Annotated in this window: 25 protein-coding genes; 13 read left to right on the top strand and 12 right to left on the bottom strand. The window is 68.9% G+C overall.

Annotated features, from left to right (window positions below):
- Positions 1–68: 68 nt before the first annotated feature.
- Both ALIDE2_RS06020 and nth read left to right on the top strand, forming a co-directional pair.
- Positions 69–1022 (top strand): LysR family transcriptional regulator, encoded by a 954-nt coding sequence (locus ALIDE2_RS06020; RefSeq protein ID WP_013721633.1) that lies wholly within the window; start codon positions 69–71, stop codon positions 1020–1022.
- Complete coding sequence (nth, locus tag ALIDE2_RS06015; RefSeq protein ID WP_013520044.1) at positions 1019–1657, top strand: endonuclease III; 639 nt, start codon at positions 1019–1021, stop codon at positions 1655–1657. The genes ALIDE2_RS06020 and nth overlap by 4 nt, the downstream gene beginning before the upstream one ends.
- A gap of 17 nt (positions 1658–1674) precedes the next feature.
- Here nth and ALIDE2_RS06010 read toward each other — a convergent pair whose 3' ends face one another.
- The 5 genes from ALIDE2_RS06010 to cbiB all read right to left on the bottom strand — a co-directional run bounded on the left by ALIDE2_RS06010 (position 1675) and on the right by cbiB (position 6807).
- Positions 1675–2178 carry a macro domain-containing protein gene (locus ALIDE2_RS06010; RefSeq protein WP_013520045.1) on the bottom strand — a complete coding sequence of 168 codons (504 nt, stop codon included), beginning with the start codon at positions 2176–2178 and terminating at the stop codon, positions 1675–1677.
- Positions 2179–2267: 89 nt separating this feature from the next.
- On the bottom strand, positions 2268–3326 hold the full coding sequence (cobT, locus tag ALIDE2_RS06005) for a nicotinate-nucleotide--dimethylbenzimidazole phosphoribosyltransferase (RefSeq protein ID WP_013520046.1): 1059 nt from the start codon (positions 3324–3326) through the stop codon (positions 2268–2270).
- Between the two features lie 58 nt (positions 3327–3384).
- Positions 3385–4857, bottom strand: coding sequence for a cobyric acid synthase (locus tag ALIDE2_RS06000; protein ID WP_013721632.1), 1473 nt, complete (start codon positions 4855–4857; stop codon positions 3385–3387).
- Positions 4854–5840, bottom strand: coding sequence for an aminotransferase class I/II-fold pyridoxal phosphate-dependent enzyme (locus ALIDE2_RS05995; RefSeq protein WP_013721631.1), 987 nt, complete (start codon positions 5838–5840; stop codon positions 4854–4856). The genes ALIDE2_RS06000 and ALIDE2_RS05995 overlap by 4 nt, the downstream gene beginning before the upstream one ends.
- The gene (gene cbiB / locus ALIDE2_RS05990) at positions 5833–6807 is read right to left on the bottom strand and encodes an adenosylcobinamide-phosphate synthase CbiB (protein WP_013520049.1); all 975 of its coding nucleotides are present in this window, start codon (positions 6805–6807) and stop codon (positions 5833–5835) included. The genes ALIDE2_RS05995 and cbiB overlap by 8 nt, the downstream gene beginning before the upstream one ends.
- A gap of 118 nt (positions 6808–6925) precedes the next feature.
- On the opposite strand from cbiB, the gene ALIDE2_RS05985 reads away from it, so the two are divergent.
- The 8 genes from ALIDE2_RS05985 (at position 6926) to ALIDE2_RS05950 (ending at position 16867) form a co-directional block, all read left to right on the top strand.
- Complete coding sequence (locus tag ALIDE2_RS05985; protein ID WP_081462179.1) at positions 6926–7522, top strand: GspH/FimT family pseudopilin; 597 nt, start codon at positions 6926–6928, stop codon at positions 7520–7522.
- A gap of 6 nt (positions 7523–7528) precedes the next feature.
- Positions 7529–8170 carry a type IV pilus modification protein PilV gene (gene pilV, locus ALIDE2_RS05980; protein ID WP_013520051.1) on the top strand — a complete coding sequence of 214 codons (642 nt, stop codon included), beginning with the start codon at positions 7529–7531 and terminating at the stop codon, positions 8168–8170.
- Positions 8171–8172: 2 nt separating this feature from the next.
- A complete protein-coding gene (locus ALIDE2_RS05975) occupies positions 8173–9048 on the top strand; it encodes a PilW family protein (protein WP_013721630.1) in 876 nt (291 codons plus the stop codon).
- 11 nt (positions 9049–9059) lie between these two features.
- Positions 9060–9809 (top strand): pilus assembly PilX family protein, encoded by a 750-nt coding sequence (locus ALIDE2_RS05970; RefSeq protein ID WP_013520053.1) that lies wholly within the window; start codon positions 9060–9062, stop codon positions 9807–9809.
- Positions 9810–9900: 91 nt separating this feature from the next.
- Positions 9901–13638 carry a pilus assembly protein gene (locus ALIDE2_RS05965; protein ID WP_013721629.1) on the top strand — a complete coding sequence of 1246 codons (3738 nt, stop codon included), beginning with the start codon at positions 9901–9903 and terminating at the stop codon, positions 13636–13638.
- 10 nt (positions 13639–13648) lie between these two features.
- On the top strand, positions 13649–14083 hold the full coding sequence (locus tag ALIDE2_RS05960) for a type IV pilin protein (protein ID WP_013520055.1): 435 nt from the start codon (positions 13649–13651) through the stop codon (positions 14081–14083).
- A 37-nt stretch (positions 14084–14120) separates the two neighbouring features.
- Positions 14121–15233, top strand: a complete 1113-nt coding sequence (gene ribD, locus ALIDE2_RS05955; RefSeq protein ID WP_013721628.1) for a bifunctional diaminohydroxyphosphoribosylaminopyrimidine deaminase/5-amino-6-(5-phosphoribosylamino)uracil reductase RibD — start codon at positions 14121–14123, stop codon at positions 15231–15233.
- Between the two features lie 23 nt (positions 15234–15256).
- Positions 15257–16867 carry a phospholipase D family protein gene (locus ALIDE2_RS05950; protein ID WP_013721627.1) on the top strand — a complete coding sequence of 537 codons (1611 nt, stop codon included), beginning with the start codon at positions 15257–15259 and terminating at the stop codon, positions 16865–16867.
- On the opposite strand, the gene ALIDE2_RS05945 is transcribed toward ALIDE2_RS05950, so the two are convergent.
- The 7 genes from ALIDE2_RS05945 to moaE form a co-directional block, all read right to left on the bottom strand.
- On the bottom strand, positions 16827–17846 hold the full coding sequence (locus ALIDE2_RS05945; protein WP_013520058.1) for a tRNA dihydrouridine synthase: 1020 nt from the start codon (positions 17844–17846) through the stop codon (positions 16827–16829). The genes ALIDE2_RS05950 and ALIDE2_RS05945 overlap by 41 nt on opposite strands.
- 55 nt (positions 17847–17901) lie before the next feature.
- Positions 17902–19041: a methyltransferase gene (locus ALIDE2_RS05940; protein WP_013721626.1), complete on the bottom strand. Its 1140-nt coding sequence runs from the start codon at positions 19039–19041 to the stop codon at positions 17902–17904.
- 25 nt (positions 19042–19066) lie between these two features.
- Positions 19067–19588 (bottom strand): GNAT family N-acetyltransferase, encoded by a 522-nt coding sequence (locus ALIDE2_RS05935; protein WP_013520060.1) that lies wholly within the window; start codon positions 19586–19588, stop codon positions 19067–19069.
- Positions 19589–19664: 76 nt separating this feature from the next.
- Positions 19665–21125: a coniferyl aldehyde dehydrogenase gene (locus ALIDE2_RS05930; protein ID WP_013520061.1), complete on the bottom strand. Its 1461-nt coding sequence runs from the start codon at positions 21123–21125 to the stop codon at positions 19665–19667.
- 119 nt (positions 21126–21244) lie between these two features.
- Positions 21245–21559, bottom strand: coding sequence for a hypothetical protein (locus ALIDE2_RS05925; protein WP_041700697.1), 315 nt, complete (start codon positions 21557–21559; stop codon positions 21245–21247).
- A 63-nt stretch (positions 21560–21622) separates the two neighbouring features.
- Positions 21623–24226, bottom strand: coding sequence for an ATP-dependent chaperone ClpB (clpB, locus tag ALIDE2_RS05920; RefSeq protein WP_013520063.1), 2604 nt, complete (start codon positions 24224–24226; stop codon positions 21623–21625).
- A gap of 67 nt (positions 24227–24293) precedes the next feature.
- Positions 24294–24770, bottom strand: coding sequence for a molybdopterin synthase catalytic subunit MoaE (gene moaE / locus ALIDE2_RS05915; protein ID WP_013520064.1), 477 nt, complete (start codon positions 24768–24770; stop codon positions 24294–24296).
- Between the two features lie 56 nt (positions 24771–24826).
- Between moaE and ALIDE2_RS05910 the strand changes: the two genes are divergently transcribed.
- The 3 genes from ALIDE2_RS05910 to ALIDE2_RS05905 all read left to right on the top strand — a co-directional run bounded on the left by ALIDE2_RS05910 (position 24827) and on the right by ALIDE2_RS05905 (position 25731).
- On the top strand, positions 24827–25081 hold the full coding sequence (locus tag ALIDE2_RS05910; RefSeq protein ID WP_013520065.1) for a hypothetical protein: 255 nt from the start codon (positions 24827–24829) through the stop codon (positions 25079–25081).
- 112 nt (positions 25082–25193) lie between these two features.
- Entirely contained in the window at positions 25194–25337 is a 144-nt protein-coding gene (locus ALIDE2_RS24225) for a DUF3149 domain-containing protein (protein WP_013520066.1), read from the top strand.
- An 82-nt stretch (positions 25338–25419) separates the two neighbouring features.
- Positions 25420–25731 (top strand): hypothetical protein, encoded by a 312-nt coding sequence (locus ALIDE2_RS05905; RefSeq protein ID WP_041701291.1) that lies wholly within the window; start codon positions 25420–25422, stop codon positions 25729–25731.
- The last annotated feature ends 155 nt before the right edge of the window (positions 25732–25886 follow it).

The raw sequence follows: 25886 nt of genomic DNA, 5'->3' as shown, positions 1-25886 counted from the left end.
GCCGCACCGCTTTCAACAATCGCCGATTTCTTGATTTATCGTTGCGTTTTTCGCAAACCTGGCCGTCCATGATCTCCCACCGCCTGCAAGACACCGCGCTACGCTACTTCCTCGAAGTGGTGCGCAGCGGCTCGGTCAGCGAGGCCGCCGCGCGCCTGAGCGTCTCGCCCTCGGCCGTGAGCCGGCAGGTGGCGGGGCTCGAAGACCTGCTGGGCCTGCCGCTCTTCGAGCGCCGTCCGCGCGGCATGGTGCCCAGCGCCGCGGGCGAGTTGCTGGCCGCCCACGCGCGGCGCGGCGCGCTGGAGGCCGACCGCGTGGTCTCCGACATCCAGGCGCTGCGCGGGCTGCGGCGCGGGCTGATCCGCGTGTGCGCGTCGGGCGGCTTCGTGGTGGAGTTCCTGCCGCGCGCGATGGCGCTCTTTCGCGCCGAACACCCGGGCATGCAGTTCCACCTGCGCGCAGCCGCGCCCGCGGCGGTGACGCAGGCGGTGCTGGACGGCGATGCCGACATCGGCCTGACCTACAGCCGCGCGGCCGAGCGCGACATCGAGGTACAGCACCGCCAGGTCTCGCCCGTGATCGCCATCATGCGGCCCGACCACCCGCTGGCGCGCCACGCGAGCGTGACGCTCGCGCAGATGCACCCCTACCCCATCGCGCTGCCCGACGGCGACAACACCGCGCGCCAGTTGTTCGACATCGCGTGCAGCCAGCGGCGCCTGGTGTTCGAGCCCGCGCTGGTCACCGGGCAGTTCGAGGCGCTCACGCACTTCGTGCTGCACGGCGGAGGCCTCTCGCTCGCGGGCGAAGTCACGGTGCGCGAGCGCATGCGCCGCGGCGAGCTGCACGCCGCGCAGATCCGCGAGCGCGCGGTGAACGGCCGCGCGATCGAGCTGCAGACGCTCGCGGGCCGCACGCTGCCCGAGGGCGTGCACGCCTTCCTGAACCACCTGCGCGCGCTGCTGCCCGCGCCGAGGGCGGCGACAATCCCGCCCAACCCGCAGAACGACACCCCGCCATGAAGACAGAAGACATAGAACCCTTCTTCGCCGCCCTCAAGGCCGCGAACCCGCAGCCCAACACCGAGCTGGAATACACCAGCGTGTTCGAGCTGCTCACGGCCGTGCTGCTCTCGGCCCAGGCCACCGACGTGGGTGTGAACAAGGCCACGCGCCGGCTGTTCCTGGTGGCGAACACGCCGCAGGCCATGCTGGATCTGGGCCTGGAGGGGCTGGAGGGCTACATCAAGACGATCGGCCTGTACCGCAGCAAGGCCAGGCACCTGATGCAGACCTGCCACATCCTCGTGGAGCGCCACGGCGGCCAGGTGCCGCGCACGCGCGAGGCGCTGGAGGCCTTGCCCGGCGTGGGCCGCAAGACGGCCAACGTGGTGCTTAACGTGGCCTTCGGCGAGGCCACGATGGCCGTGGACACGCACATCTTCCGCGTGGGCAACCGCACGGGCCTGGCGCCCGGCAGGAACCCGCTGGAGGTGGAAAAGCGGCTGCTGGAACGCGTGCCGCAGCAGTACATGGTGGACGCGCACCACTGGCTCATCCTGCTGGGCCGCTACGTGTGCCAGGCGCGCAAGCCGCGCTGCTGGGAGTGCGTGGTGGCGCCGTACTGCGGCTACCAGCCCAAGACGCCGGCGCCCTGACGCGGGCGCCGGGGAGATCACAGGCCTTCGTCGGCCTGCACGTCCTTGCGGTAGGTGCTGTAGACGATCACGGGGATGCCCAGCTCGCCCAGGTACTGGGTGATCAGGGGCCTGACGTCGTCCCATTCCAGGCCGCCCACGCCGGTGGCCAGGCGGGGCAGCGCCACGCTCTTGATCCCCTCCTGCCGGATGACCTTGGCCAGGTTCTGCAAGGCGGCGCGCACGTTCTCCACGCTGGCCTTGCCCGGCTTGGCGGCGGGGCCCTGGCCCAGGGTGTTCTGGGTAACCAGGTTCACGATGCGGCGCACGCCGCCGCCTTCCTGCACGCCCGCCCACGCCCATACCTCGCCCGTGCCGATGGCCTTGGAGCGGGTGTCGTGGCGGTAGTCCTTGACCAGGGAAGGCCAGCGCTCGCGCAGCGCCAGGGCCAAGCCGCTGTCGAAGGGGTCGTTTGCCGAAATGCCGTGTGCAAGCAGATCCGCCTTGCTGAGCAGGATGTCGCCGGTGACTTCTTTGATCATTCAATGTTCCTTTCAGTGATCGAGGCGGGCGATAGCTCCTACCTCAAGGAAACATTAGTGCGTATAGGGATTTCCCGTATTAACCCAGATCAAGACGCACTCGGCCCGGCCACTCCGGCCGACGCGAAGCTCGCCATCTCGCGCAGCACGCGGCAGGCAGATTCGAGCAGCGGCCAGGCCAGCGCCGCGCCCGAGCCCTCGCCCAGGCGCAGGCCCAGGTCGAGCAGCGGCTCGGCCCGCAGCTCCTCCAGCATGCGCGCATGCCCGCGCTCGCCCGAGCGGTGGGAGAACACGCAGCGCTCGAGCACGGCGGGCGCCAGGCGCGCGGCCACCAGCACTGCGGCGCTGGTGATGAAGCCATCGACCACGATCACGCGGCGCTCGCTGGCGGCCTGGAGCACGGCGCCGGCGAGCGTGGCGACCTCGAAGCCGCCCAGGGCCGCCAACGCGTCCAGCGGCCCGGTGGCGCCCGCATTGGCCGCCAGCGCCTGCTCCAGCACGGCCTGCTTGCGCGCGATGCCCGCCGCGTCCAGCCCCGTGCCGGCGCCGGTGCACTCGGCCAGCGGCACGCCGGCCAGGCGCGCCAGCAGCAGCGAGGCGACGGAGGTGTTGCCTATGCCCATCTCGCCCAGCAGCAGCACGTTGCCCGGCAGGCCGCGCACGATGTCCCTGCCGTTTTGCAGCGCCTGGGCGCATTGCGCCGCGCTCATGGCCGGGCCGCCGCTGGCGTCCTGCGTGCCCGCGGCCACGCGGCAGTGCACCAGGCGCGGCGCCCCCGGCGCCGCGGCGCGCGCCGGTACTTCGCGCGCCACGCCGCAGTCGGCCACGGTGAGCACCAGCCCGTGCTGGCGCGCCAGCACGCTCACGGCCGCGCCACCGGCCAGGAAGTTCTCCACCATCTGCCAGGTCACGTCGCTCGGGTAGGCCGACACGCCGCGCGCGGCCAGCCCGTGGTCGGCCGCGCACACCAGCATCTGCGGCGCGCGCAGCTCGGGCATCTCGGTGCCCAGGATCAGCCCGAGCCGCAGCGCGAGCGCCTCCAGCCGCCCCAGGGCGCCCAGCGGCTTGGTCTTGCCGTCGATGCGCGACTGCAGGCGCGCGGCGAGGGCGGAATCGTCGATGGAAGGAATGTCGGGAATCAATTGCATAACTCTCAAAAAAATAGCTGCCAGCGCTTGATGGGTAAGCGCTTGAGGCCAGTTTCACTTAAATTTCAAGCACCCGGGGATCGAACCACCGTCCCACCCCCTCGGCCATGCGGTCGAACACCTGCTCCAGCGTGGGCGCGCCAGCGCCGAACAGCGCGCGCAGCACGCCGCCGTCCTCGAACAGGCCGTGCAGGTACAGCCCCAGCACGTTGCCGGCGCCGTTCTGCCAGGCCAGGCCGGGGATGACCTCGCGCGCCACGTCGCCCTTGGCCGCCATGGCCGGGTGCTGCGCGGTCTGGCCGTGGTGGATTTCGTAGCCCTGCACGGGCACGCCGCCCAGGGCCTGCCAGGCGCCCTGCACGGCGCCGAAGCGCGTGTGCGCGGGGCGCACGGTCTTCTCGGCCTCGAAGCTCGTCACCAGCGGCAACAGGCCCAGGCCGGGGCCGTTGCCGTCCACGCCCACGGTGTCGATGAGCGCCTCGCCCAGCATCTGCAGGCCGCCGCAGATGCCCAGCACGCGGGCGCCGCGCGCGGCATGGACGGCGACGGCCGCGTCCAGCCCCTGGGCGCGCAGCCAGGCCAGGTCGGCCGCCGTGGCCTTGCTGCCGGGCAGCACGATCCAGTCGGCGCCGTCCACGTCGGCCGGGCTGCGCGCCCACGAGAGGCGCACGCCGGGCACGTTCTTGAGCGGCTGGAACTCGTCGAGGTTGCTGATGCGCGGATACGCCACCACGGCGATGCGCGTGTGCACGCTGCCGCCCGCCGTGGCGGCCATGTCGAACACGCCGTCCTCCTCGGGCAGGCCGTGGTTCCACTGCATGGGGATGGTGGCCACCACGGGCACGCCGGTCTTCTCGCGCAGCATCTCGGGCGCGGGGGCGAGCAGGCTGGCGTCGCCGCGGAACTTGTTGAGCACGAAGCCCGCGATGAGCGCGCGCTCGTCCCCGGGCAGCAGCGCCCAGGTGCCGTACAGATGCGCGAAGGCGCCGCCGCGGTCGATGTCGGTCACCAGCAGGCAGCGCGCATGCGCATGCCGCGCCACGCGCATGTTGACCACGTCGCTCGCGTGCAGGTTGATCTCGGCCGGCGAGCCCGCGCCCTCGATGACCACCACGTCGTTCTCGGCGCGCAGCGCATCGAGCGCGGCGGTGATCTGCGGCCACACGCGCGCGCTGCGCCCGCGCCAGGGCAGTTGCGAGAGCGCATCGCTCACCTGCCCCAGCAGCACCACCTGGCTCTTCGTGTCGGCCTCGGGCTTGAGCAGCAGCGGGTTCATGCGCACGTCGGGCTCGGCGCGCGCGGCCAGGGCCTGGAAATACTGCGCGCTGCCGATCTCGCCCCAGGCGCCGCCCGGGCCGGCGACCACGCGCGCGTTGTTGCTCATGTTCTGCGCCTTGAAGGGCGCCACCTTCAGGCCCTGGTTGCTGTAGTGGCGGCACAGCGCCGTGGCCAGCCAGCTCTTGCCCGCGCCGCTGGTGGTGCCCAGCACCATGACGCAACGCGCCGGGCCCGGTAATGTCTTGGTCTTCATGCCACGCATTGTCGCCACGCCGCGGCCAGCGCCTGCTGCGCAGGGGGCGCCAGCACGCCCAGGCGCACATGGCCGGACAGGCCGAACGACGCGCAGTCGCGCAGCTTGATGCCCTGGGCGCGCAAGGCCTGCAACGCACCCGGCAGGTCGCCCGCCGGCGGGCGCGCAGTGAAGAAGTTGGCCAGGCTGCCCGGCAGCACGGCCCATCCCAGCGATGCGCACAGCGCCACCTGCGCCGCCTTCCATGCGCGCAGCGTGGCGAGCGACGCGGCGAGCCACGCCTGCGCAGCGTCCCCCGTCCAGGCCTGCAGCAGCGCCACGCCATCGGCCCCCAGCGGCCACGACGGCGCCAGCGCCTGCACGGCGGCGGCCTGCGCCTCGCCCGGCGCGATGGCGTAGGCCGCGCGCACGCCCGTCAGGCCCAGGGCCTTGTTGGGCGACCAGAGCTGCCAGGCGTCAACGGGCGGCGCGGCGGCGGCGCCCTCCAGCCGCAGCGGCGCATAGGCGCGGTCGATCACGCGCACATCCCCCTGGCGCGCGGGCTGCAGCGCCCAGCGCGCCAGGGCCTCGTCGGCCGTGCCCAGCGGGCTGGCGGGCTCGCAGGCCCAGTGCAGCGCGGGCTGCCCTGCCGCATCCGCCCGCGCCAGCCCCCACGCGGCCGCGGCGCGCGCGTAGTCGCCATAGCCATGCGCGGGCAGCACGGCATGGCGCAGGCCGCCGCGCGCGGCAAAGGCCGTGATGCGGTGGATGAACTCGCTGGCGCTGGCCGCAAGCACGATGCGCGGCGCGGGCACGCCATGGAACGCGGCCAGCCGCGCGTGCAGCGCGGTGTAGGCCGGGTCGGGATAGCGGCTGCGGTCGGCCTGCCGCAAGGCATCGAGCGCGGCAGGGCACGGCCCGCAGGCGTTGGCATTGGTGGAAAAGTCGTACGGCGCCGCGCCCAGTGCGTCCGGGCCGCCGTGCAGCAAAGCGGGATCAGACATGGCGGCGCACTATAGCTATCAATAAAAGAGCTGCCAGCAAAAGTGGGATAAGCGCCGCGATCGACCTGGACGCCAGATCGACGGCACGCCGCGTGTCCTCCGCCCGCGCCGCGCGGCCCGCGGCGTTCAGCACGTACACGCCGGGCTTGGACAGCCGCACACCCAGTGCCAGCGCCATGGCGCCCATGGGCCAGCCGCCGTTGGGCGACGGCGTGGCACGCGCCAGCGCCCGCAGCGCGCCCCAGCGCACGCCGCCGCGCGCCGCCAGCCACAGCAGCAGCGCCGTCAGCCGCGCGGGCAGCCACGACAGCGCGTCGTCCGCGCGCGCCGCCCACTTGCCGGCCCACTGCCAGTACCGGCCGCCGCGCATGTCCGGGTAGCCCCACATGGCGTCGGCCGTGTTGGCGAAGCGGTACAGCGCCGCGCCCGGCAGGCCCAGCAGCACGAACCAGAACAGGGGCGCGACCACCGAGTCGCTCAGGTTCTCGGCCAGCGACTCGATGGCGCTCTCGCGCACCTGCGCCTCATCGAGCTGCCGCACATCGCGGCTCACCAGCCAGGCCAGGCGCGCGCGTCCGACCTCCAGCGACTCGCCCAGCGCGGCCTCCACCGCCAGCACCTCACGGCGCAGCATGCGCCAGGCCAGCAGCGGCTTGAGCAGCAGCCCCAGCGCCAGCGCCGCACCCCAGGCGGGCAGATGGGCCACGGCGGTCCATTGCAGCACGCCGAAAACTACCAAAACAATAGCTGCCAGCGCACACCAGGCAATCGCTGCAAGCCAAAAAGACCACAAATCACGCCCTGTGGCCTGCGCCGGCGCCACACGCGCGCCGCACGCCCCCAGCGCCCGCCCCATCCACACCACGGGATGGAGCGCCGCGGGTGGCTCGCCCCACCAGCGGTCGATGGACAGGGCCAGCAGCAGGGCGACGGCCGCCGCGGCGGCATCCAGGATCGGGAACGGCATGCGGCGAGCCTACCAGCGGCGCAAGAAAGCCACTCCCGCGCGCCGCCCGTCGGCATTGCGGCTCCGCTCGTCGGTCTGGCAGGTGCCAGGCCAACTTGTCACAAATAGCATCAAGAGCATGCAATCGTTGCCCTCACCTTGCTCCTCGCGAACACGCCCGCGCCGCCGTCCCGGTACACCCTCGCGCGGCTTCACGGCCGTCGAGCTGATGGTGACCGTGGCCATCCTGGCGGTCCTCGCGGCGCTTGCGGCGCCCAGCTTCAACCCCTTGATCGAACGCTGGCGCGTACGGCAGACGGTGGAGGGACTGCAATCCTCGCTGTACTACGCACGCTCCGAGGCCATCAAGCGCGGCGGCAACGTGGTCGTGCAGAAAATCCCGAACAACACCGACGGCTGCACGACTGCCCCAGGCACCAATGACTGGGGCTGCGGTTGGCAGGTCCTGGCCTGCGCCAGCATCAACGCCAGCGGTAACTGCGTCACCCCCACGGAACTGCAGCGCTTCGACGCGCCCGCCAGGATGCAGATCACGCGAACCAGCGGCGGCGAGGCCATCACGCTGAACCGCTGGGGCCTGGTGAACGGCACCTGGATCGGCATGAGTGTCGTCCCGCAGAACAAATCCATTTCCGATGCAGCCGCCAAAGGCGTGTGCGTCAGCTCAGGCGGGCGCATCCGCGTCATCTCCGATCCCCCTTGCACATCCGGCTGAAATTCCATGCGCCCCTCCATACACCGGCCCCGCCAAAGCGGCATCACGCTGATCGAATCGCTCGTCGCCATCGTCGTCGCGGCCCTGGGCATCCTGGGCATCCTGGGCGTGCAGATGCGCACCCTGGCCGACACCCAGACCACCGTGCGCCGGTCGCAGGCCATCCGGCTTATCGAAGATCTCGGCGAGCGCATGAAAGTCAACCCCAATGCCCTGGCCGACCTTGGCGCCTACGTCTCCGCATTCAGCGCCACGCCCTCGGCCGGCGACTGCAAAACCAAGCAGTGCAGCCGCACCGAACTAGCCGTCTACGACCTGGGCACCTGGAAGCAAACCGTCAAGGATTCCCTGCCTCTGGGCCAAGCCAGCATCTTCCTGGCTCCGGGCGAAACCGTCGCCGCCAACCGTCGCCTGCTGGGCGTGATGATCAGTTGGCGCGAGAACGAACGCGACACCGCCGGCGACTACAAGAACAACATCGACGCCACCAAAATCCGCGCTGCAGACGGCAGCTTCAGCGATGGCGGCGGCACTGCCGCCACCTGCCCTGCCGACCGCACCTGCCACCTGCAATACATCCCGGTGGCTGCCCGCTGCGCGCCCTACCTCGGCGGCGGCCCCACCCAGTATTTCTGCCCGGGATCTTGAAGATGCTTCCAAAAACAATGACAGGACGCCCACATGCCCAGCGCGGCGTCACGCTGATCGAACTGATGGTGGGCGTAGCCATAGGCCTGCTCGTCGTGGCCGTGGCCATGGGTGCGCTCATGGTCTCGCGCAGCGTCTCTGGCACCGTGAGCGACGCCAGCGAAATCCAGCAGCAGGCGGCCTACGCCATGCGCGTCATAGGTCTGCAACTGCGCCAAGCGGGTTCGCTGTACCTCAACCCCAACCCCACCAATGCGGCATCGGACAACGTCCTCACCGCACCCGTGGCGTTTGAAACCACTGCCCCCGCATCGGGAAGCGCCAACGGCTTCGATCCGGGCACCAACACCCTGAGCGGTGCCAGCGATCCCATCACCCTTACCGTGGGCTACCGCCGCTACAAGGAGTCGGTGCATGGCAGCGCGGTCGAGCAGGCCCTGGCACGCAACTGCACCGGCGGCCCCGCCAGCACCAGCGACGACCAGCGGGTGGAAAGCGTCTTCCAGCTCAACGGCAGCGAATTGCGCTGCGCCGGCAATGGCGCCAGCGCCCAGCCCATCGTGCAGAACGTCGCCAACTTCCAGGTGCGCTACCTGCTGCAGGACAACACCGAACCGGGCAACACCAAGATTCAGTACGCCACTGCCGACGCCGTGGGCGCCGCCAACTGGGGCCGGGTGCAGGCCGTGGAGGTCTGCCTCGTGCTCTACGGCGTCGAGCCCATCGACATGCCCTCAGGCAGCACTTACACCGACTGCGACGGCAGCACCAAGGTAGACATGAGCACCCTCACCGGCGAGCGCACCCGGCGCATGCACATCGCGTTCCGCAACGTATTCCAACTGCGCAGCCAGGGACTGGTTGGCTCCGTGCTCTAGGAAAAACCACCATGCAACGCACGCCTCCCGTCCACCTCCGGCGTCAGCAACAGCGCGGCATCGCGCTGTTCGTCGTCATCGTGTTCGTCATGCTCTCAATGCTGCTAGCGCTGTGGGCGTCGCGCACCTCGCTGTTCAACGAGATGGTGGTGGGCAACGACGCCGACTATCAGCGCGCCTTCGAGGCTGCCCAGGCCCTGCTGCAGGACGCCGAACTCGACATCCGCGGCGAGAACGCCAACGGCAGCGTCTGCACCGGCAGTGGCAACGTCTGCCGCACCAGCACCCCCGACAAGATCCCGCTGGAAGCCAAAGACGTGGGCCCCCTGCTGGCGACGCTGGATCTGGAGACCACCAAGTGTCGCAACGGCCTGTGCGCCAAACGCACGGCCAAGCAGGATTTCTGGAACAACACCGACACTTCCAAGGGCCCCACGCTGGCCCAAATGGCAACCAGCGGCGTGGGCGCCCGCTACGGCCAATACACCGGCGCAGCCAACACCACCACCGACGGTCCGATCAATCCCATATTGGCGGACACCAGTGCCGACACCCAAGGCGGCTGGTACTGGATCGAAGTGCTGCCCTATGACGAGAGCAGCAAGAGTTCCGGACTGATCGTGGGCGGCCCCAACAACCTGCTGCCGCTCAACCTGACGCCCAGCGTGGTGTACCGCATCACCGCGCTGGCTTACGGCCGCAAGCTCAACACCATGGTGGTGCTGCAGCAGACCTACGCCCAGCAGAAACTCAAGGATTGATCGCTTCCAAGAAGTGAGCGGCCATCGCCCACCACACAAGCCTTAGATCCTGCTTTCACGCATTACACCATCGATACGAGGAGGAGCATCCATGCCCCGCAAAACGCCCCCCCGCTTTCGCAAAACCCTGCTCGCCCTGGCCGCGAGCACGATGCTGGCGCCGCATGGCGCCTGGGCCATCGACCTAGTACAAGCGCCGCCGGGCACGGTCCAGCCTTACGTGACCCCCAACGTCATCATCTCTATCGACGACTCGGGCAGTATGGACTACCGCGTGGACAGGGAGAGCTCCTCGGGCGCCACCAACAACACCACCCCAAATGCCGACGGCACCTGGCCAGGCACCAGCAGGCGTATGAACGTGCTGAAGTACGCACTGCAGTCGATTTTCGACCCCACCCACGAGAAATACGACAGCAGCCTACTGCCCGACAAAAAGATCCGTCTGGCATGGCAGGCCATGAATGCCAACAATGGCAACCCGGGCTCGCTTCCTGGCTCGACGGGCAGCACACCGACACTTGCTACCAATTCCATGCAGGTGCTGGCTGGTGCCCACCGGGCGAACTTCCTCACCTTCGTCAGCAAGCTGAAACCGAGCAGTTCGACGCCTTCGCACAAGATGTTCAAGCAGGCCGATGAATATATGCGTGCCAATCTGGACAAGAACGGCCCCTGGGCCTCCGTACCCGGCACCGCGGCCACACCCTATCTGGGATGCCGGCGCAACTACCACATCTTCATGACCGACGGGCGCTGGAACGGTTCTGTGTCGGGCGGCACTCAGGACGACAACACCAACAACATCACCCTTCCCGATGGCACCGTGTATGGGAGCACAACCCTCGCCAACCGCCCCAAGAACGGCCTGTACGCAGACACCTACAGCAACACCCTTGCCGACTGGGCCTTCAAGAGCTGGTCCACCAAGCTGCAAACGGCCACGGACTCCAATGGCGTGACCGGCTTGAAGGGCACTCCGCAGCCCACCGCCGAATACAACAAAGCCCCTGCAACGGAAAACTTCGGCAAGGACACCACGGGCAACGACGCCATCCTGGATCGTTTCTGGAACCCGCGCTACAACCCGGCCAACTGGCCACACATGGTGACCTATACCATCGGCCTCAGCAAGATGGCCTACACCTGGCCCGGAAACAAAGTCTCCGGAAGCAAAGACCCAGCGGCACCCGATACGGCATGCACCGTCATCCAGGCCCCCGGCCAGGGATGCGCCACGGGTAACAAGGCCACCTTCGACACCGACCTGATGGTCCCGTTCAGCTACGACCCGGGCTCCAACGGGAGCCTGCCCGACTTCATCACCGGCAACATCAAGTGGCCCGACATAGGCAGCGGCGGCGAACCCGTCCGCTCGCTGGATTTGTGGCATGCGGCCCTCAATGGCCGGGGCCGCTTCTATGCCGTCGAGAAGGGGGAGGACCTGGCGAAAGCCTTCCGCGACATCTTCCAGCAGATCAACACCCAGGTCGATCCGGACCTCACCTCCACGGCCACCAGCGGCTCGAACATTTCGCGCAACGACGTAGGCAAATTCACCGGCAACTACGAACCCAAGAACGCCTGGAAAGGCTTCGTGACGGCGGAAACGGTGAAAAAGGACGGGACCACGGAGCCCACCACAAGCTGGGGCGGCAAGAACACGGCCGACAAGCTGGACGCCATGGATACCAGTACCCGGCTGATCTTGAGCTGGAGCGACCAATGGGTCACATCCAAGAACAAGGGCGGCGTGGCCTTCAAATGGGCCAGCGATCAAAGCAATCTCAGCACTGACCAAAAAGCCCTGCTGGGGAAAGACCCCAGCGACACCACCGTGACCGTCGCCACCAACGGCGAGAACAGGCTCAACTTCATCCGCGGCGACCGCTCTCTGGAAGGCTCCGAAACCTCGGGCTACTCGACGTCCAAACCTTTCCGCGAACGCAAGAGCCGCCAGGGTGACATCGTCAACTCCGTGGTGTGGTACACGGGGGCTCCGGCCAGCAACTACCCGCTCAAAGGTTATGGCGCCTTCACGCTTGCCAGGAAATCCCGCACGCCCATGATCTACGTGGGGGGCAACGACGGCCTGCTTCACGGCTTTTCCGCCACCGACGGCACGGAAAAAATTGCCTACGCGCCGCGCGGCGTGATCGCCAGCCTCCCCCTGCTGACCGATCCCGCCTACAACAACAAGCACAGGTTCTTTGTCGATGGCTCGCCCATGACCGGCGACGTGGATCTGGGAAGCCCCGACCCGGCTAACCCCTCCAGCACCGTTCCGGATTGGCGGACTCTCCTGGTGGGAACGATGGGTGCCGGCGGCAAAGGCTACTTCGTGCTGGACGTCACCAACCCCGCCCCGGGTGATGACGGAAGCGTCCCCGGCTTCAATGAGGGCAGCGCGCAGAAGCTAGTGGTACTCGACCGCACCCGGGGAGCCGAAGGCGCACCCAACTGCGCAGCCATGAGCGGTACCCAGAAGACCGCCTGCGAAACGGCAGTGGAAGAGGACAAGGACATAGGCAACATCACCGCCCGTCCCGTGCTGGATGAGAACAATCCCATGCGCACCACGCAGATCACGCGCATGAACAACGACCGTTGGGCGGTTGTCATGGGCAATGGCTACAACAGCGCCAATCAGCGGCCCGTGCTGCTGATCCAGTACCTGGACGGAAACAAGGAACTCAAGCGCATTTCCGCCGCCACGGCCGATGCCGTCGGTACGGACAAGGCCAACGACAATGGCTTGGCGGCTCCGCGTCTGGTTGACCTCAACGGCGACGGTCGTGCCGACGTAGCCTACGCAGGCGACAACCTGGGCAACCTGTGGAAGTTCGACCTCACCAACGTGAACGACTCGAACTGGAGCGTGGCTTTCGGCGGCCAGCCGCTGTTCACGGCCAAGGGGCCTGCATCGTTGGGCAGTGCCCGCACAAAACTCCAGCCCATTACCACCGCCCCCACCGTGCGCGCCAATGATCGCACTATGGTCGTGGGAACCGGAACAAGCGCCAAGGCCGTATCGGTCGGCGGAATGATGGTGGCCTTTGGCACGGGCCGCAACGTCACCAAGGTAGACGAAAACGACGCGACTGTGCAAACCCTGTACTCGGTGCTCGATAACACGCGCTACCGCCTCGTCGACACGGCCAAGGGCAAACGCCTGGAGGTGCACCCTGGCGGAGGCACTTGCCCCACCGGCCCCAACTGTGTTCCTGCGCCAGCGGCGCTGGGCGAAGGCGTGGTCAATGCCAAGCTGGCCGCCCAGAAAATAACGGCCGTAGGCGCTGCCGGCTATGCCACCGTGGATGTAACGGATGAGTTGAAAAAGGAAACCTGGGTCAACTTCAATGGCTGGTACATGGATCTGCCAGCCGTCGGCGAGCGTCTGCTTAAACCCATGGAGTTCTACGACGGCAGCAATATCCTGGCCGTCTATTCCCAGGTGCCCGCTAAAGGCTCTGACGTAGACCCCAATGTGGAAAGCTGCGAATCCAGCACGGTGGACGAAGAGCGCCAGTACCTCACCCTGGTCAACATCATGGATGGCAAGCGGCCCACGGTGCAACTGCTGGACTATGACGGCAATGGCATGTTCTACAGCCCACCCGGCAGCGGCAGCAGCAGCGGTACATGCCATACATGCGGAGACGACAAACGCGTATCGCGCTCACAAGTGACCAAGGGCTCGCACACCATTATCAAGAAGGGCGGAAGTGGGGACTGCCAGAACCTGGATATCGACGCGAAAAACAACAAGGTTGCCATGGCCTGCATGCCCGAACAATCCCTGCGCCCAAGCTGGCGGCAAGTGAAGTGAAAGGAAACCCATGATCCAACGAATGCACGAGAAACAGCGCGGCTTCACCCTCATCGAGCTGATGATCGTGGTGGCCGTCGTGGGCATCCTCACGGCCATTGCCTACCCCAGCTACACCGAGTATGTGCAGCGCGGGCATCGCGCCGATGCACGCGCCGGCCTGCTGCAGGCGCAGCAATGGCTGGAGCGGGCGGCCACCGCCACAGGCGTTTACCCCACAACGCTGCCCGCCGCACTCACCTGGAGCGGCGATACCACTAAGCGCTATGACATTGCCTTTCAGGCGGGCAATACCAATGCTGCCTACACGCTCACGGCCGTACCCAAGGGTGCGCAGACGGGCGACAAATGCGGCACCTACACACTGAGCAATACTGGCGTGCGTGGCGCCGCAGGCAAGAAGTCCGGCGAATCGGGCTACAACCCCGACTGCTGGAGCAAATAAGCCGCGCCCCTCATGGCGCGCTACCATCGCCAGCGCCATGACAGACGCTGCCCCCTTCATCACCCAAGCGCTTGGGCTCGCCGCCCAGGCGCTTTTTCTTTCCAACCCCAATCCGCGCGTCGGCTGCGTCATTGCCAGCGGCGCCGGCGCTGTGCTGGGCCAGGGCTTCACCCAGCAGGCCGGCGGCCCGCATGCCGAGGTGGTGGCACTGCGCGACGCGGCGGCCAGCGGCAATGACGTGCGCGGCGCGACGGCCTACGTGACGCTGGAGCCCTGCGCGCACCAGGGGCGCACAGGGCCGTGCTGCGACGCGCTGATCCAGGCCGGCATCGGGCGCGTGGTGGCCTCCATCGAGGACCCGAATCCCTTGGTAGGCGGGCAGGGCTTCGCGCGGCTGCGGGCGGCGGGCATCGACGTGCAGGTGGGGCCGGGCGCGCAGCAGTCGCGCGAGCTCAACATCGGCTTCTTCAGCCGCATGGTGCGCGGCATGCCCTGGGTGCGCATGAAGGCCGCGGCCTCGCTCGACGGCGTGACGGCGCTGGCCAATGGCACCAGCCAGTGGATCACCGCGCCCGCCGCGCGCGCGGACGGCCATGCCTGGCGCGCGCGCGCCTGCGCGGTGCTGACCGGCATCGGCACGGTGCTGGAGGACGACCCGCTTCTGAACGTGCGCGAGGTGGCCACGCCGCGCCAGCCGCACCTGGTGGTCGTGGACAGCCGGCTGCAGACGCCGCTCGGCGCGCGCCTGTTCGACGTGCCTGGGCGGCGCGTTTTCATCTACGCCGCCGACGGCCACCCTGACCGGGCGCAGGCGCTGCGGGCGCGCGGCGCCACGGTCATCGTGCTGCCCAATGCGCGCGGCAAGGTGGACCTGCCCGCCATGCTGCGCGACCTGGGCGCGAACGGCGTGAACGAACTGCACTTGGAGGCGGGCCACAAGCTCAACGGCTCGTTCCTGCGCGAGGGGCTGGTCGATGAGCTGCTGCTGTACCTGGCGCCCTTGCTGCTGGGCAGCGGCGCGCATGGGCTGGCGAGCTGGGGGCCGCTGCAGGCCCTGGCCGATGGCGTGCGCATGGAGTTCCACGGCATGCAGCAGCTGGGCCCGGACCTGCGGCTGATCGCCCGCGTGGCGGGACGGGCCGATTTCTGACGGCACGAGCCGCCACGCCGCCCATGCCCGCCGCAACCACGCTTCCCAGCCCCGCCGCATGCACCCCGCGGCGCTGGTGTGCCATCGCGTGGCTGGCGCTGCTCTGCGCGGGCTGCGCCGGCCTTCCCAAGGATGTGGACAGGCCCGTCTCCACCGCCCTCGATGTCGCCGCGCAGCCCACGGCACTGGCGCAACTGGTGCAGGAGCGCCGCCAGGCGGCAGGCTCCCGCTACGCCTCGGGTTTCATGCTGCTGAGCGGCCCGCAAGAGGCCTACGGCAGCCGGCTGGCCCTTGTGCAGTCGGCGCAGAAGACGCTGGACCTGCAGTACTACGCGATCCATGCCGACGAGAGTTCCGCGCGCCTGCTGCGCGGCGTGGCGGCGGCCGCGCGGCGCGGGGTGCGGGTGCGCATACTGCTGGACGATTTCCACAGCACGGGGCGCAACGCCCTGGTCATGGGCATGGCGTTCGTGCCGAACGTCGAGATGCGCATGTTCAACCCCGTGGCGGGCCCGCGCGCATCCGCCCTGGGGCGGCTGTGGGGGTCGCTCGCCGATTTCCAGCGCGTGCAGCAGCGCATGCACAACAAGCTGTTCATTGCCGACAACATGATGGGCGTGACGGGCGGGCGCAACCTGGGCGATGCCTACTTCGGCAGGTCGCAGGCCGAGAACTTCGTCGATCTCGACGTGCTGGCCGCAGGCCCCATCGTGGCCGACATGTCGCGCAGCTTCGACAGCTACTGGAACAACCCGCGCGCCTACCCCGTGCAGTCGCTCATCACCCGCGAGGAGCTGGAGCGCCTGCGCGCGCAGGTTCAGCCCGAAGGGAATGGCTCGCCCGTGGCGGATGCGCCCGCGCCGGAGCAGCCGGCCCATGCATGGGACTCGCAGCCCATGGACCTGCGCACCGCGGAGTTCACCTGGGCGCCGGCGGCGATGCTGGCGGACAAGCCCGCCAAGATCCCGCTGGACGGCGACGAGGCGCAGGAGTTCGGCGACACGGTGGTCGACGGCCTGCTCGACCTCATGGCGGGGACGCAGCGCGAGTTGCTCGTCATCTCGCCCTACTTCGTGCCGGGCGACGACATGCTGCGCGCCTTTGCGGCGGCACGCGCGCGCGGCGTACGCGTGCGCGTGCTGACCAACTCGCTGGCCTCCAACGACGCGCCCATCGCCCACGTGGGCTACGCGCGCCACCGCAAGGCCCTGCTGGCCATGGGCGTAGAGCTCTACGAGCTGCGCAGCGAGCAGGCCGGCCTGCGCTCGGCCCTGGGCAGCTCCGGCGGCGCGGCCGGCTCGTCGCGCGCGATGCTGCACTCCAAGGTCATGGTGGTGGACGGCAGGCTGCTGGTCGTGGGCTCGATGAACCTGGACCTGCGCTCGCAGCTGCAGAACACCGAGATCGCCCTGCTGATCCGCAGCCGCAGGCTGGCCGCCGAGGCGGCCGGGCAGATCGACGCGGCGATGCGCCAGGGTGCCTGGCGCCTGGAGCACCAGGAGGAGGACCGGCTGGTGTGGCACCCGCCCGAGGGCAGCGGCCTGCAGGACGCTCACACCGACCCCGACAGTAGCCTGGGCCTGCGCCTGCTGCTCAGGCTGCTGGGCCCGCTGGCGCCCGACCACCTGCTGTAGCGGCCAGCTCCACGGCCCGCGCGACCCAGGCGCCGATGGCGCGCTGCTCGGTCATCACGCGCACCTCGTCGAAGGCCCGCTGGGCCTCGGGGTAGCGCCGGCGCAGCAGGTTCAGCCATTGCTTGAGCCGGCCGGCACGCTGGCGCGGCTCCAGGTCTTCGCACACCAGCTGCCAGAAGCGCGCCAGCTGCGGCAGCAGGGCCGCCCAGGGCAGGGCAAAGGCGCCCTGCCCCACGTCCTGCGCGCGGATGGCCAGCGCCAGCCCCGGGTCGGCCACCATGCCGCGGCCCAGCATGAGTGCGTCGCAGCCCGACACGCCCCGGCAGCGCAGCGCGTCGGCCACGGTCCAGATCTCGCCGTTGGCCACCACGGGGATAGCTACCGCCTCGCGTATCTCGGGGATCCGCTCCCAGTACGCGGGCGGGCGGTAGCCGTCGGCCTTGGTGCGCGCGTGCACGACCAGTTCGCACGCGCCGCCCTGCTCCATGGCCTGGGCGCATTCGCGCGCGCGGCCGGCGTCGTCGTAGCCCAGGCGCATCTTGGCCGACACGGGCAGGTGCGCGGGCACGGCGCGGCGCACGGCGGCCACCACGGCGGCTATGACCTCGGGCTCGCGCAGCAGGGCCGCGCCGCCGCCGTGGCGGTTCACGGTCCTGGCCGGGCAGCCGAAGTTCAGGTCTATGCCCTCGGGGCCCAGGGCCGCCAGGCGGGCGGCGTTCTCGGCCATGCTGACCGGGTCGGAGCCCAGCAGCTGGGCGCGCACGGGCACGCCGGCCAGCGTGCGTCCGCCGTTCCTGAGCTCAGGGAGGTAGCGCAGGAACACCTTGTCGGGCAGCAGGCTGCCCGTGACGCGGATGAACTCGGACACGCACCGGTCCACGCCGCCCACGCGCGTCAGCACGTCGCGCAGCACGAAGTCCAGCAGCCCCTCCATGGGGGCCAGCAGCAGGGGTTTGCGGGCTGGTGCTTTGGTAATCATTTTGGCCTGCAGCGCTTTACCATAAAGCGCTAGCAGCTATTTATTGAATAGCAAACTACGCAGTGGCGCCCAGCCGCCACAGCGAGGTGACCTCGGCTGCGCGCGCGGCGTGCAGGGGGTCGCCGGCGTCCTGGGCTTTGCCGTGGCGCGGGCGCGTGTCCAGGCGCCCCAGCACGCACAGGCCGGCCGCTGCGATCCAGCCGAGCAGGTCTTCACGCGAGCGCAAGCCCAGATGCTCGGCCAGGTCCGACAGGACCAGCCAGCCCTCGCCGCCGGGCTCCAGGTGCTCACGCAGCCCGGCCAGAAAGCCCTTGAGCATGCGGCTGCCCTCGTCGTACACGGCCTGCTCTATGGCCGAGCTCGGCCGCGCCGGCAGCCAGGGCGGGTTGCAGACCACGAGCGGCGCGCGCCCGGGCGGGAACAGGTCGGCCGCCAGCAGCTCGACCCGGTCCTGCAGGCCCAGGCGCCGCAGGTTGTCCTGCGCGCAGGCCAGGGCGCGCGGCGCCAGCTCGGTGGCGACGACGCGGCGCACGCCCCGGCGCGCGAGCACGGCCGCGAGCACGCCGGTGCCGGTGCCGATGTCGAACGCCAAGCTGGTGCCCGGCAGCGGCGCCTGCGCCACGAGGTCGATGTACTCGCCGCGTACCGGCGAGAACACGCCGTAGTGCGGGTGGATGCGATCGCCCAGCGCGGGGACTTCCACCCCCTTCTTGCGCCATTCATGCGCACCGACGACGCCCAGCAGCTCGCGCAGCGCGACCGCGCTGGCCTCGCCGCTGGCCGGGCCCCAGGCCTCGGTGCAGGCGGTGCGCCAGTCGGGCGCGCGGCGCAGCGCAATCGAGTAGTCACCCTCGACCGGGATGAGCAGCGCGCCAAGGGTGCGCGTGCGCTGCGCCTGCGCCTGGCGGTGCAGGTGGAAGCGCTCGGCCGGGCTGGCCTCGGCCATTTTCTGCGCCGCCCGGGCCGCGGCCTTCGCGGGCCTGCGGTCGGCGCGGCGCATCAATGCCTGCAGCAGCTGGCGCGCGTTCTGGAAGTCGCCGCGCCAGAGCAGCGCCGTGCCCTCGCAGGCCAGGCGGTAGGCGATGTCGGCCGCCACAGTGTCGTCCACCGGCTGCACGCGCCGCGGCGCCGCGGCGCCGCTTTCCGAGCGCCAGAGCGCGCGGCGCACCTCGCCCCGCTCGCTCCACTCGATCATCGCCAGGCCCGCCAGGGAAAGGGTTTCAGTTGATGGAGCGCTTGAGGCGCACCTCTTCCACCTTCACGCCACCGATCACGGCGGTCTTGGCGGTGGTCATCTCGCGCTTGAAACCGGCCATTTCGTGAAAGCGCAAGGCGCGCTCGTTGCGCAGCGGCACCCAGGCCGTGACGGTGGTGCAACCTTCCTCGTGCAGGCCGTCGCGCGCGGCGTCCCACAGGGCAAGGCCCACGCCTTTGTTCCAGTGCGAGGGAGCGGCGTAGATGGCCCAGATCTCGCCCGTGGTGTTGCGGGTCTTTTCATCGCGCGAACGGTCGAAGCCGACGAAGCCGACGATCTTGTCGCCCTCCACGGCCACCTGGACCTGGGGCTCGCAATACTCGATGGCCTCGCGCCAATAGGCTTGGCGCTTCTCGACCGATGACATGGCTTTCAATTGATCGTCCGGCAGCAGACCTCGGTAAGCTTCCATCGCGGCAATGGTATGGACCTGAGCAATGGCTTTGGCATCGCGAAGAGTGGCGGGACGAACCTGGATACTGGACATGGGAAACGAAAACGGGTGAATTTCGAGAAACCTAACATTCTCGCGCAAATGCCTTACGGCACGCTAGCCCCCAGGTTTAGCCCTGCCCGTTCAAACCGCCCTGCATCAGGCGCCGCAGCAGCGCCATGATCCTGTCGAAGCGCGCGCCGTAGGGCGGATACAGCAGATGCCCCAGGGACCAGCGCGACTGCGCCAGCACCGGTTTCTGGTGGCAAAAGCGCAGGAAGCCAGCCTCGGCGTGGTACGCCCCCCAGCCGCTGTCGCCCACGCCGCCGAAGGGCAGGTTGTCGTGCGCGATGTGCATCAGCGTGTCGTTCACCGACACGCCGCCGCTCACGGTGCGGCGCAGCACGTCGCCCTGCACCGCCTCGCTGCGGCCGAACCAGTACAGCGCCAGCGGGCGCGGGCGGGCGTTGATGTGCGCGATGGCGTCGTCAAGCCGCTCGTAGCTGAGCACCGGCAGCACGGGGCCGAAGATTTCCTCCTGCATGAGCTGCATGCCCGGCGTGGCGCCGAACACTAGCACCGGCGCCATCTGCCGGCCCACGCCGTCGCCGATGCCCTGGGGCGGCGGCGGGGGCGAGCCCGGCACGGGCTCCATGGCATGCACCTCGGCGCCCAGAGTCTGGGCCTGCTGCAGCATGGTGCGCAGCCGCGCAAGATGGCGCGGGCTGATGATGGAGGCGTAGTCCGGGTTGCCCTCGAAGTACGGGAACAGCCGCGCCACCGCGGCGCGGAACGCATCGGCAAAGGCGGCTTCGCTGCCACGCGGCAGCATCACGTAGTCCGGCGCGATGCAGGTCTGGCCCGCGTTGAGCAGCTTGCCGTGGGCGATCTTGAGTGCGGCGTCCGCCATGTCGCAGTCCGCGTCGATGATGGCGGGCGACTTGCCGCCCAGCTCCAGCGTGGTGGGCGTGAGGTTGGCCGCCGCCGCCTGCGCCACCCTGCGGCCCACGGCGGTGGAGCCCGTGAACACCAGGTGGTCGAACGGCAGCGAGGCCACCAGCGCGGCGGTGGCCGCGTCGCCCTGCACCACGCAGAACTCGTCCGGGGCGAAGAACTGCGACACCAGCGCCGCAAGCTGCGCCGAGGTGTGGGGCGTGAGTTCGCTGGGCTTGAGCATCACGCGGTTGCCCGCCGCCAGCGCGCCGATGGCGGGCGCCAGGGCCAGCTGCACGGGGTAGTTCCAGGGCGAGATCACACCCACCACACCCAGCGGCTGGCGCTCGATCCACCCGCGCGCGGGCTGCAGGAACAGGGGCGTGCGCACCCTGGTGCGCCGGCACCAGCGCGCGAGGTGGCGCAGCGTGTGCGCGAGCTGGGAGCGCAGCACGAACAGGTCGGCCACCTCGGTCAGGCGCGGCGAGCGCATGCCGAAGTCGGCCTGCACCGCGGCAGCGAGCGCCGGGCCATGCTCGTCGAGCAGTTTGCGCATGCGCAGCAGGCGCTCGCGCCGCACCATCAGCGGCACGTCGGGCTGGGCCCTGCTGGCCTGGCGCTGCAGGTCGAAGAGGTTGCGGATGTCGTCAGGCGTCATGGCACCCCATCATAAAAAAGAAAGCCACGCGGGCCTGCCTGGGCAGGCCGCGCGGCGGCACATGGAAGGGCAAGAGGCAGCAGGCAGCGGCCAGCGGCCAGCAGCCCATCGACCGGGTTTCAGGGAATCTCGCGCGGCACCACGTCCGTGATGTCGTGCACCCCGCCGGCCTCGCTGCGCCGGCGCTCGGACGAGGCCTGCGCCGTCCAGCGCGCCGTGCTGCGGTAGACGGTGCTCCAGCCGGTGCGCGGGTCCATGCGCATGGTCCACGGCATGGCCGACCTGCCGGTCAGCCGCGCCCAGAGGGCGCGCAGGCCCCACACCAGCGCCAACACTGCGGCGGCCACCACCAGGCTCAGGAACAGAACCACGCCCATGGCAAAGACCACCAGACGCAACGCCCACCGGATCACACCGGCCACAACTTCATTCAAACCATGCCCCTTTCTGACATCCGGGCGCGCGGGCCAGGGCCCGCGCATGCCCTATGGTAGGGCTCAGCCCGCCGCGCGGGCCTCGCCAAAGTGGAATACCCCTGGATCCTTCACAGGATCGACGTCCACCGGAATCACGCTCTTGGGCGGATAGCGCCCTTCGAGCAGCAGCCTGGACAGCGGGTTCTCGATACGCTGCTGGATCGCCCTCTTGAGCGGCCGCGCACCGAACACCGGATCGAACCCCACCTTGGCCAGCTCGCCCATGGCGGCCGGAGACACTTGCAGCGAGAGATCCATCTTCGCAAGCCGCGCCTCCAGCAGCCGCAACTGAATGCGGGCAATGGCTTCGATGTGTTTCGCGTCGAGGCCGTGGAACACCACCGTCTCGTCGATGCGGTTCAGGAATTCGGGTCGGAAATGGCTCTTGAGTTCCCCCCACACCGCTTCCTTGATGTCCTCGGCGTCCTGCCCCACCATGGCCTGGATCAGCGGCGAGCCGATGTTGCTGGTCATGACGATCACCGTGTTCTTGAAGTCCACGGTGCGGCCCTGGCCGTCGGTCAGACGCCCGTCGTCGAGCACCTGCAGCAGCACGTTGAACACGTCGGGATGGGCCTTCTCCACCTCGTCGAGCAGCAGCACGGAATAGGGCTTGCGCCGCACGGCCTCGGTTAGATAGCCGCCCTCTTCATAGCCGACATAGCCCGGAGGCGCACCAATCAAGCGCGCAACGCTATGCTTTTCCATAAACTCGCTCATGTCGATGCGCACCATGTGCTCTTCGCTGTCGAACAGGAAGCCCGCCAGCGCCTTGCACAGCTCGGTCTTGCCCACGCCCGTGGGGCCGAGGAACAGGAAGCTGCCCAGCGGCCTGTTGGGGTCCGACAGGCCCGAGCGCGAGCGGCGGATGGCGTTGGCCACGGCGGAGATCGCCTCGTCCTGGCCCACCACGCGCTCGTGCAGCTTTTCCTCCATGTGTAGCAGCTTGTCCTTCTCGCCCTGCATCATCTTGGCCACGGGGATGCCGGTGGCGCGGCTCACCACCTCGGCGATCTCCTCCGCGCCCACGTGGGTGCGCAGCAGCTGGTGCCTGGGCGCGCCGCCGCCGGCCTCGCTGTCCTGCGCCTCCTTCAGGCGCTTCTCCAGCTCGGGCAGCTTGCCGTACTGCAGCTCAGCCACGCGGTTGTAGTCGCCCTTGCGCTTCAGGTCCTCGATCTGGATGCGGATCGCGTCGATGTCCTTGCGGATCTGCTCGCTGCCCTGGGCGCTGGCCTTCTCGGCCTTCCAGACCTCTTCCAGGTCGGCGTACTCGCGCTCGGCGTTGGCCAGCTCTTCCTCGATGAGCTGCAGGCGCTTCTGCGAGGCCTCGTCGGTCTCCTTCTTCATCGCCTCGCGCTCGATCTTGAGCTGGATCATGCGGCGTTCGAGCTTGTCCAGCGCCTCGGGCTTGGAGTCGATTTCGATCTTGATGCGCGCAGCCGCCTCGTCGATCAGGTCGATGGCCTTGTCGGGCAGGAAGCGGTCGGTGATGTAGCGGTGGGAGAGTTCCGCCGCGGCGACGATGGCCGGGTCGGTGATGTCCACGCCATGGTGCGCCTCGTAGCGCACCTGCAGGCCGCGCAGGATGGCGATGGTGTCCTCCACCGAGGGCTCCTCGACCAGCACTTTCTGGAAGCGCCGTTCCAGCGCCGCGTCCTTCTCGATGTACTTGCGGTATTCGTCCAGCGTGGTCGCGCCGATGCAGTGCAGCTCGCCGCGCGCGAGGGCGGGCTTGAGCATATTGCCCGCGTCGATCGCGCCCTCGGCCTTGCCGGCGCCGACCATGGTGTGGATCTCGTCGATGAACAGGATGATGCGGCCCTCGTCCTGCGCCACTTCCTTGAGCACGGACTTCAGGCGCTCCTCGAACTCGCCGCGGTACTTGGCGCCGGCCAGCAGGCCCGCCATGTCCAGCACCAGCACGCGCTTGTTCTTGAGCGTCTCGGGCACCTCGCCCGCGACGATGCGCTGGGCCAGGCCCTCCACGATGGCGGTCTTGCCCACGCCGGGCTCGCCGATCAGCACGGGGTTGTTCTTGCTGCGCCGCTGCAGCACCTGGATGGCGCGGCGGATCTCGTCGTCGCGCCCGATCACGGGGTCGAGCTTGCCCTGGCGCGCGCGCTCGGTCAGGTCCAGGGTGTATTTCTTCAGGGCCTCGCGCTGGCCCTCGGCCTCGGCGCTGTCCACCTTCTGGCCGCCGCGCACGGCGTCGATGGCGGCTTCCAGGCTCTTGCGCGTGAGGCCGTTGTCCTTGGCGATCTGCGCTGCCTCGCCCTTGCTGTCCACGAGGGCCAGCAGGAACAGCTCGCTTGCGATGAACTGGTCGCCGCGCTGGATGGCCTCCTTCTCGGTAGCCTGCAGCACGCGGCCCAGCTCGGGGCTGGCCTGCACCTGGTCATGGCCCTGCACCTGTGGCAGGCGCTTGATGGCGGCCTCGGACGCCTTCAGCAGGCCGGGCACGTTGGCGCCGGCGCGCTCCAGCAGCGCGCGCGGGCCGTCCTCCTGGCGCAGCATGGCGGCCAGCAGGTGCACGGGCTCGATATAGGCGTTGTCATGGCCCAGCGCGAGCGACTGGGCATCGGACAGGGCTTCCTGGAATTTCGTGGTGAGTTTGTCAAGACGCATGTAAGACCTCCAACTTGTCGCTAGCTAAGGCTGCGGCGCCCTGATTTCAAGCCATGGCGCGATAAATTCAGCCTGCCTGAGGCGGCGCGGCGATGCCCCAGCGCGCCAGCGCCGCGTCGTCGCTCACGCGCGCATCGACCCAGCGCGCGCCCTGCGGCGTGGCTTCCTTCTTCCAGAACGGCGCCTGGGTCTTGAGGTAGTCCATGAGGAACTCGCAGGCCTGGAAGCTCTCGCCGCGGTGCGCCGAGGTCACGGCCACGAGCACGATCTGGTCGAGCGGGGCCAGCAGCCCCACGCGGTGGATCACGCGCACGCCGTACAGGTCGAAGCGCGCGAAGGCCTCGTCGATCATGGCCTCGATGGACTGCTCCGTCATGCCGGGGTAGTGCTCCAGCTCCATCGTGGCGACGGCGTCGCCGTCGTTGCGGTCGCGCACCGTGCCCACGAAGCAGCACACGGCGCCCACGCGCGCGTCCCGGGCGCGCAACGCCGCCAGCTCGGCGGAGACATCGAAATCCTGGGTCTGGATGGAAACGCGGGTCATGGGGTCAGGCATTGCAAAATGGCGGCATTGCCCGGCACTTTAACGCCCCGCCCGCCATGGCCCTGCAGACCATCACCACCGCCGACTACACGCTCTACCCATCGCCGCGCAACACGCACCACGTGGTGTTCGAGTTCCAGACCTTCGTGCCCCAGCCCTATGCGCTGATCGACCTGCCGAGCTTCGGGCTGGCGGGCCGGTGCAGCCTGTTCGCCGCCCACCGCCGGGCCGACGGCAAGATGGGCCAGCTCGTGACCTTCGAGCTGGAGGTCGACCAGCAGCGCTTCGAGCGCCTGTTCGTGCCCGATTGAAGGTACTTGACGACAGTACTAGGGTATACCCCGATTTTTGACTTGTCTCAAAGTAGCCCTCGCCGGGCTGCGCTGCAATGGCAGCAACAGTCAACAACGGAGGAAATGCGCCATGCAACTGCTCAAGCAACTCTTCACGACCGACGTAGGCCTGTTCAGCGCCGTCGGCATCGGCTTCATGCTGTGCATGCTGGGATTCTTCGTGTGGCTGTTCACGCGCAACGACGCGCCCAAGGCCGGGGACAAGCAGCCCTGATAGCCCTTCTCCAAGGCAGAAGGCGCCGCCTCCGCCAGGAACGGCGCCTTTGTTTTGCCCCCATTGCCGGACAATGCAGGCCATGCACGACGGCGACAACCAGATCCTGGTCCCCTCTTCCTTCATCGCGCTGTACAGCGACGCGCGGCAGCGCCTGCTGGCGCCGGCGGACGAGGTGCGCGCGCGCTACGAGCTGTGCGAGGACCTGGCCTGCCACCTGGTGGAGCAGGCGCAGCAGCTCTACCACGGCGGCGCGCGCTCGGAGGAAGGCGTGCTGCTGGGCATCCACGCGGGCCTGGCCGCGCCCGGCGCGTGCGTGAGCCCGCAGGAGGCGCGCTGGATCACGCTGCGCCTGGCCGAGTTGCTGGACTGGCGCAGTCCGGCGCTAGCCTGATTCCTTCCCCTGCCTCGCTATACTGCGGCGATGCCTTCACGCCTTGCCCCCGTCCGCCGAGCCGCCCCCATGGCGGCCCTGCCGTGCGTGGGCAAAGCCCAAAAACCCCAGCTCATCTGACCGGAGCTGCGGTTCCGTCCGGATGAGCGACGGAA

Source organism: Alicycliphilus denitrificans K601, from assembly GCF_000204645.1.
Classification (GTDB): domain Bacteria; phylum Pseudomonadota; class Gammaproteobacteria; order Burkholderiales; family Burkholderiaceae_C; genus Alicycliphilus; species Alicycliphilus denitrificans.
This window is presented reverse-complemented; position numbering and strand designations above follow the sequence as displayed.

Coding starts and splice junctions, on each gene's coding strand:
- ALIDE2_RS06020 (WP_013721633.1), top strand. CDS start 69: ATGATCTCCCACCGCCTGCAAGACACCGCGCTACGCTACTTCCTCGAA.
- nth (WP_013520044.1), top strand. CDS start 1,019: ATGAAGACAGAAGACATAGAACCCTTCTTCGCCGCCCTCAAGGCCGCG.
- ALIDE2_RS06010 (WP_013520045.1), bottom strand. CDS start 2,178: ATGATCAAAGAAGTCACCGGCGACATCCTGCTCAGCAAGGCGGATCTG.
- cobT (WP_013520046.1), bottom strand. CDS start 3,326: ATGCAATTGATTCCCGACATTCCTTCCATCGACGATTCCGCCCTCGCC.
- ALIDE2_RS06000 (WP_013721632.1), bottom strand. CDS start 4,857: ATGAAGACCAAGACATTACCGGGCCCGGCGCGTTGCGTCATGGTGCTG.
- ALIDE2_RS05995 (WP_013721631.1), bottom strand. CDS start 5,840: ATGTCTGATCCCGCTTTGCTGCACGGCGGCCCGGACGCACTGGGCGCG.
- cbiB (WP_013520049.1), bottom strand. CDS start 6,807: ATGCCGTTCCCGATCCTGGATGCCGCCGCGGCGGCCGTCGCCCTGCTG.
- ALIDE2_RS05985 (WP_081462179.1), top strand. CDS start 6,926: ATGCAATCGTTGCCCTCACCTTGCTCCTCGCGAACACGCCCGCGCCGC.
- pilV (WP_013520051.1), top strand. CDS start 7,529: ATGCGCCCCTCCATACACCGGCCCCGCCAAAGCGGCATCACGCTGATC.
- ALIDE2_RS05975 (WP_013721630.1), top strand. CDS start 8,173: ATGCTTCCAAAAACAATGACAGGACGCCCACATGCCCAGCGCGGCGTC.
- ALIDE2_RS05970 (WP_013520053.1), top strand. CDS start 9,060: ATGCAACGCACGCCTCCCGTCCACCTCCGGCGTCAGCAACAGCGCGGC.
- ALIDE2_RS05965 (WP_013721629.1), top strand. CDS start 9,901: ATGCCCCGCAAAACGCCCCCCCGCTTTCGCAAAACCCTGCTCGCCCTG.
- ALIDE2_RS05960 (WP_013520055.1), top strand. CDS start 13,649: ATGATCCAACGAATGCACGAGAAACAGCGCGGCTTCACCCTCATCGAG.
- ribD (WP_013721628.1), top strand. CDS start 14,121: ATGACAGACGCTGCCCCCTTCATCACCCAAGCGCTTGGGCTCGCCGCC.
- ALIDE2_RS05950 (WP_013721627.1), top strand. CDS start 15,257: ATGCCCGCCGCAACCACGCTTCCCAGCCCCGCCGCATGCACCCCGCGG.
- ALIDE2_RS05945 (WP_013520058.1), bottom strand. CDS start 17,846: ATGATTACCAAAGCACCAGCCCGCAAACCCCTGCTGCTGGCCCCCATG.
- ALIDE2_RS05940 (WP_013721626.1), bottom strand. CDS start 19,041: ATGATCGAGTGGAGCGAGCGGGGCGAGGTGCGCCGCGCGCTCTGGCGC.
- ALIDE2_RS05935 (WP_013520060.1), bottom strand. CDS start 19,588: ATGTCCAGTATCCAGGTTCGTCCCGCCACTCTTCGCGATGCCAAAGCC.
- ALIDE2_RS05930 (WP_013520061.1), bottom strand. CDS start 21,125: ATGACGCCTGACGACATCCGCAACCTCTTCGACCTGCAGCGCCAGGCC.
- clpB (WP_013520063.1), bottom strand. CDS start 24,226: ATGCGTCTTGACAAACTCACCACGAAATTCCAGGAAGCCCTGTCCGAT.
- moaE (WP_013520064.1), bottom strand. CDS start 24,770: ATGACCCGCGTTTCCATCCAGACCCAGGATTTCGATGTCTCCGCCGAG.
- ALIDE2_RS05910 (WP_013520065.1), top strand. CDS start 24,827: ATGGCCCTGCAGACCATCACCACCGCCGACTACACGCTCTACCCATCG.
- ALIDE2_RS24225 (WP_013520066.1), top strand. CDS start 25,194: ATGCAACTGCTCAAGCAACTCTTCACGACCGACGTAGGCCTGTTCAGC.
- ALIDE2_RS05905 (WP_041701291.1), top strand. CDS start 25,420: ATGCACGACGGCGACAACCAGATCCTGGTCCCCTCTTCCTTCATCGCG.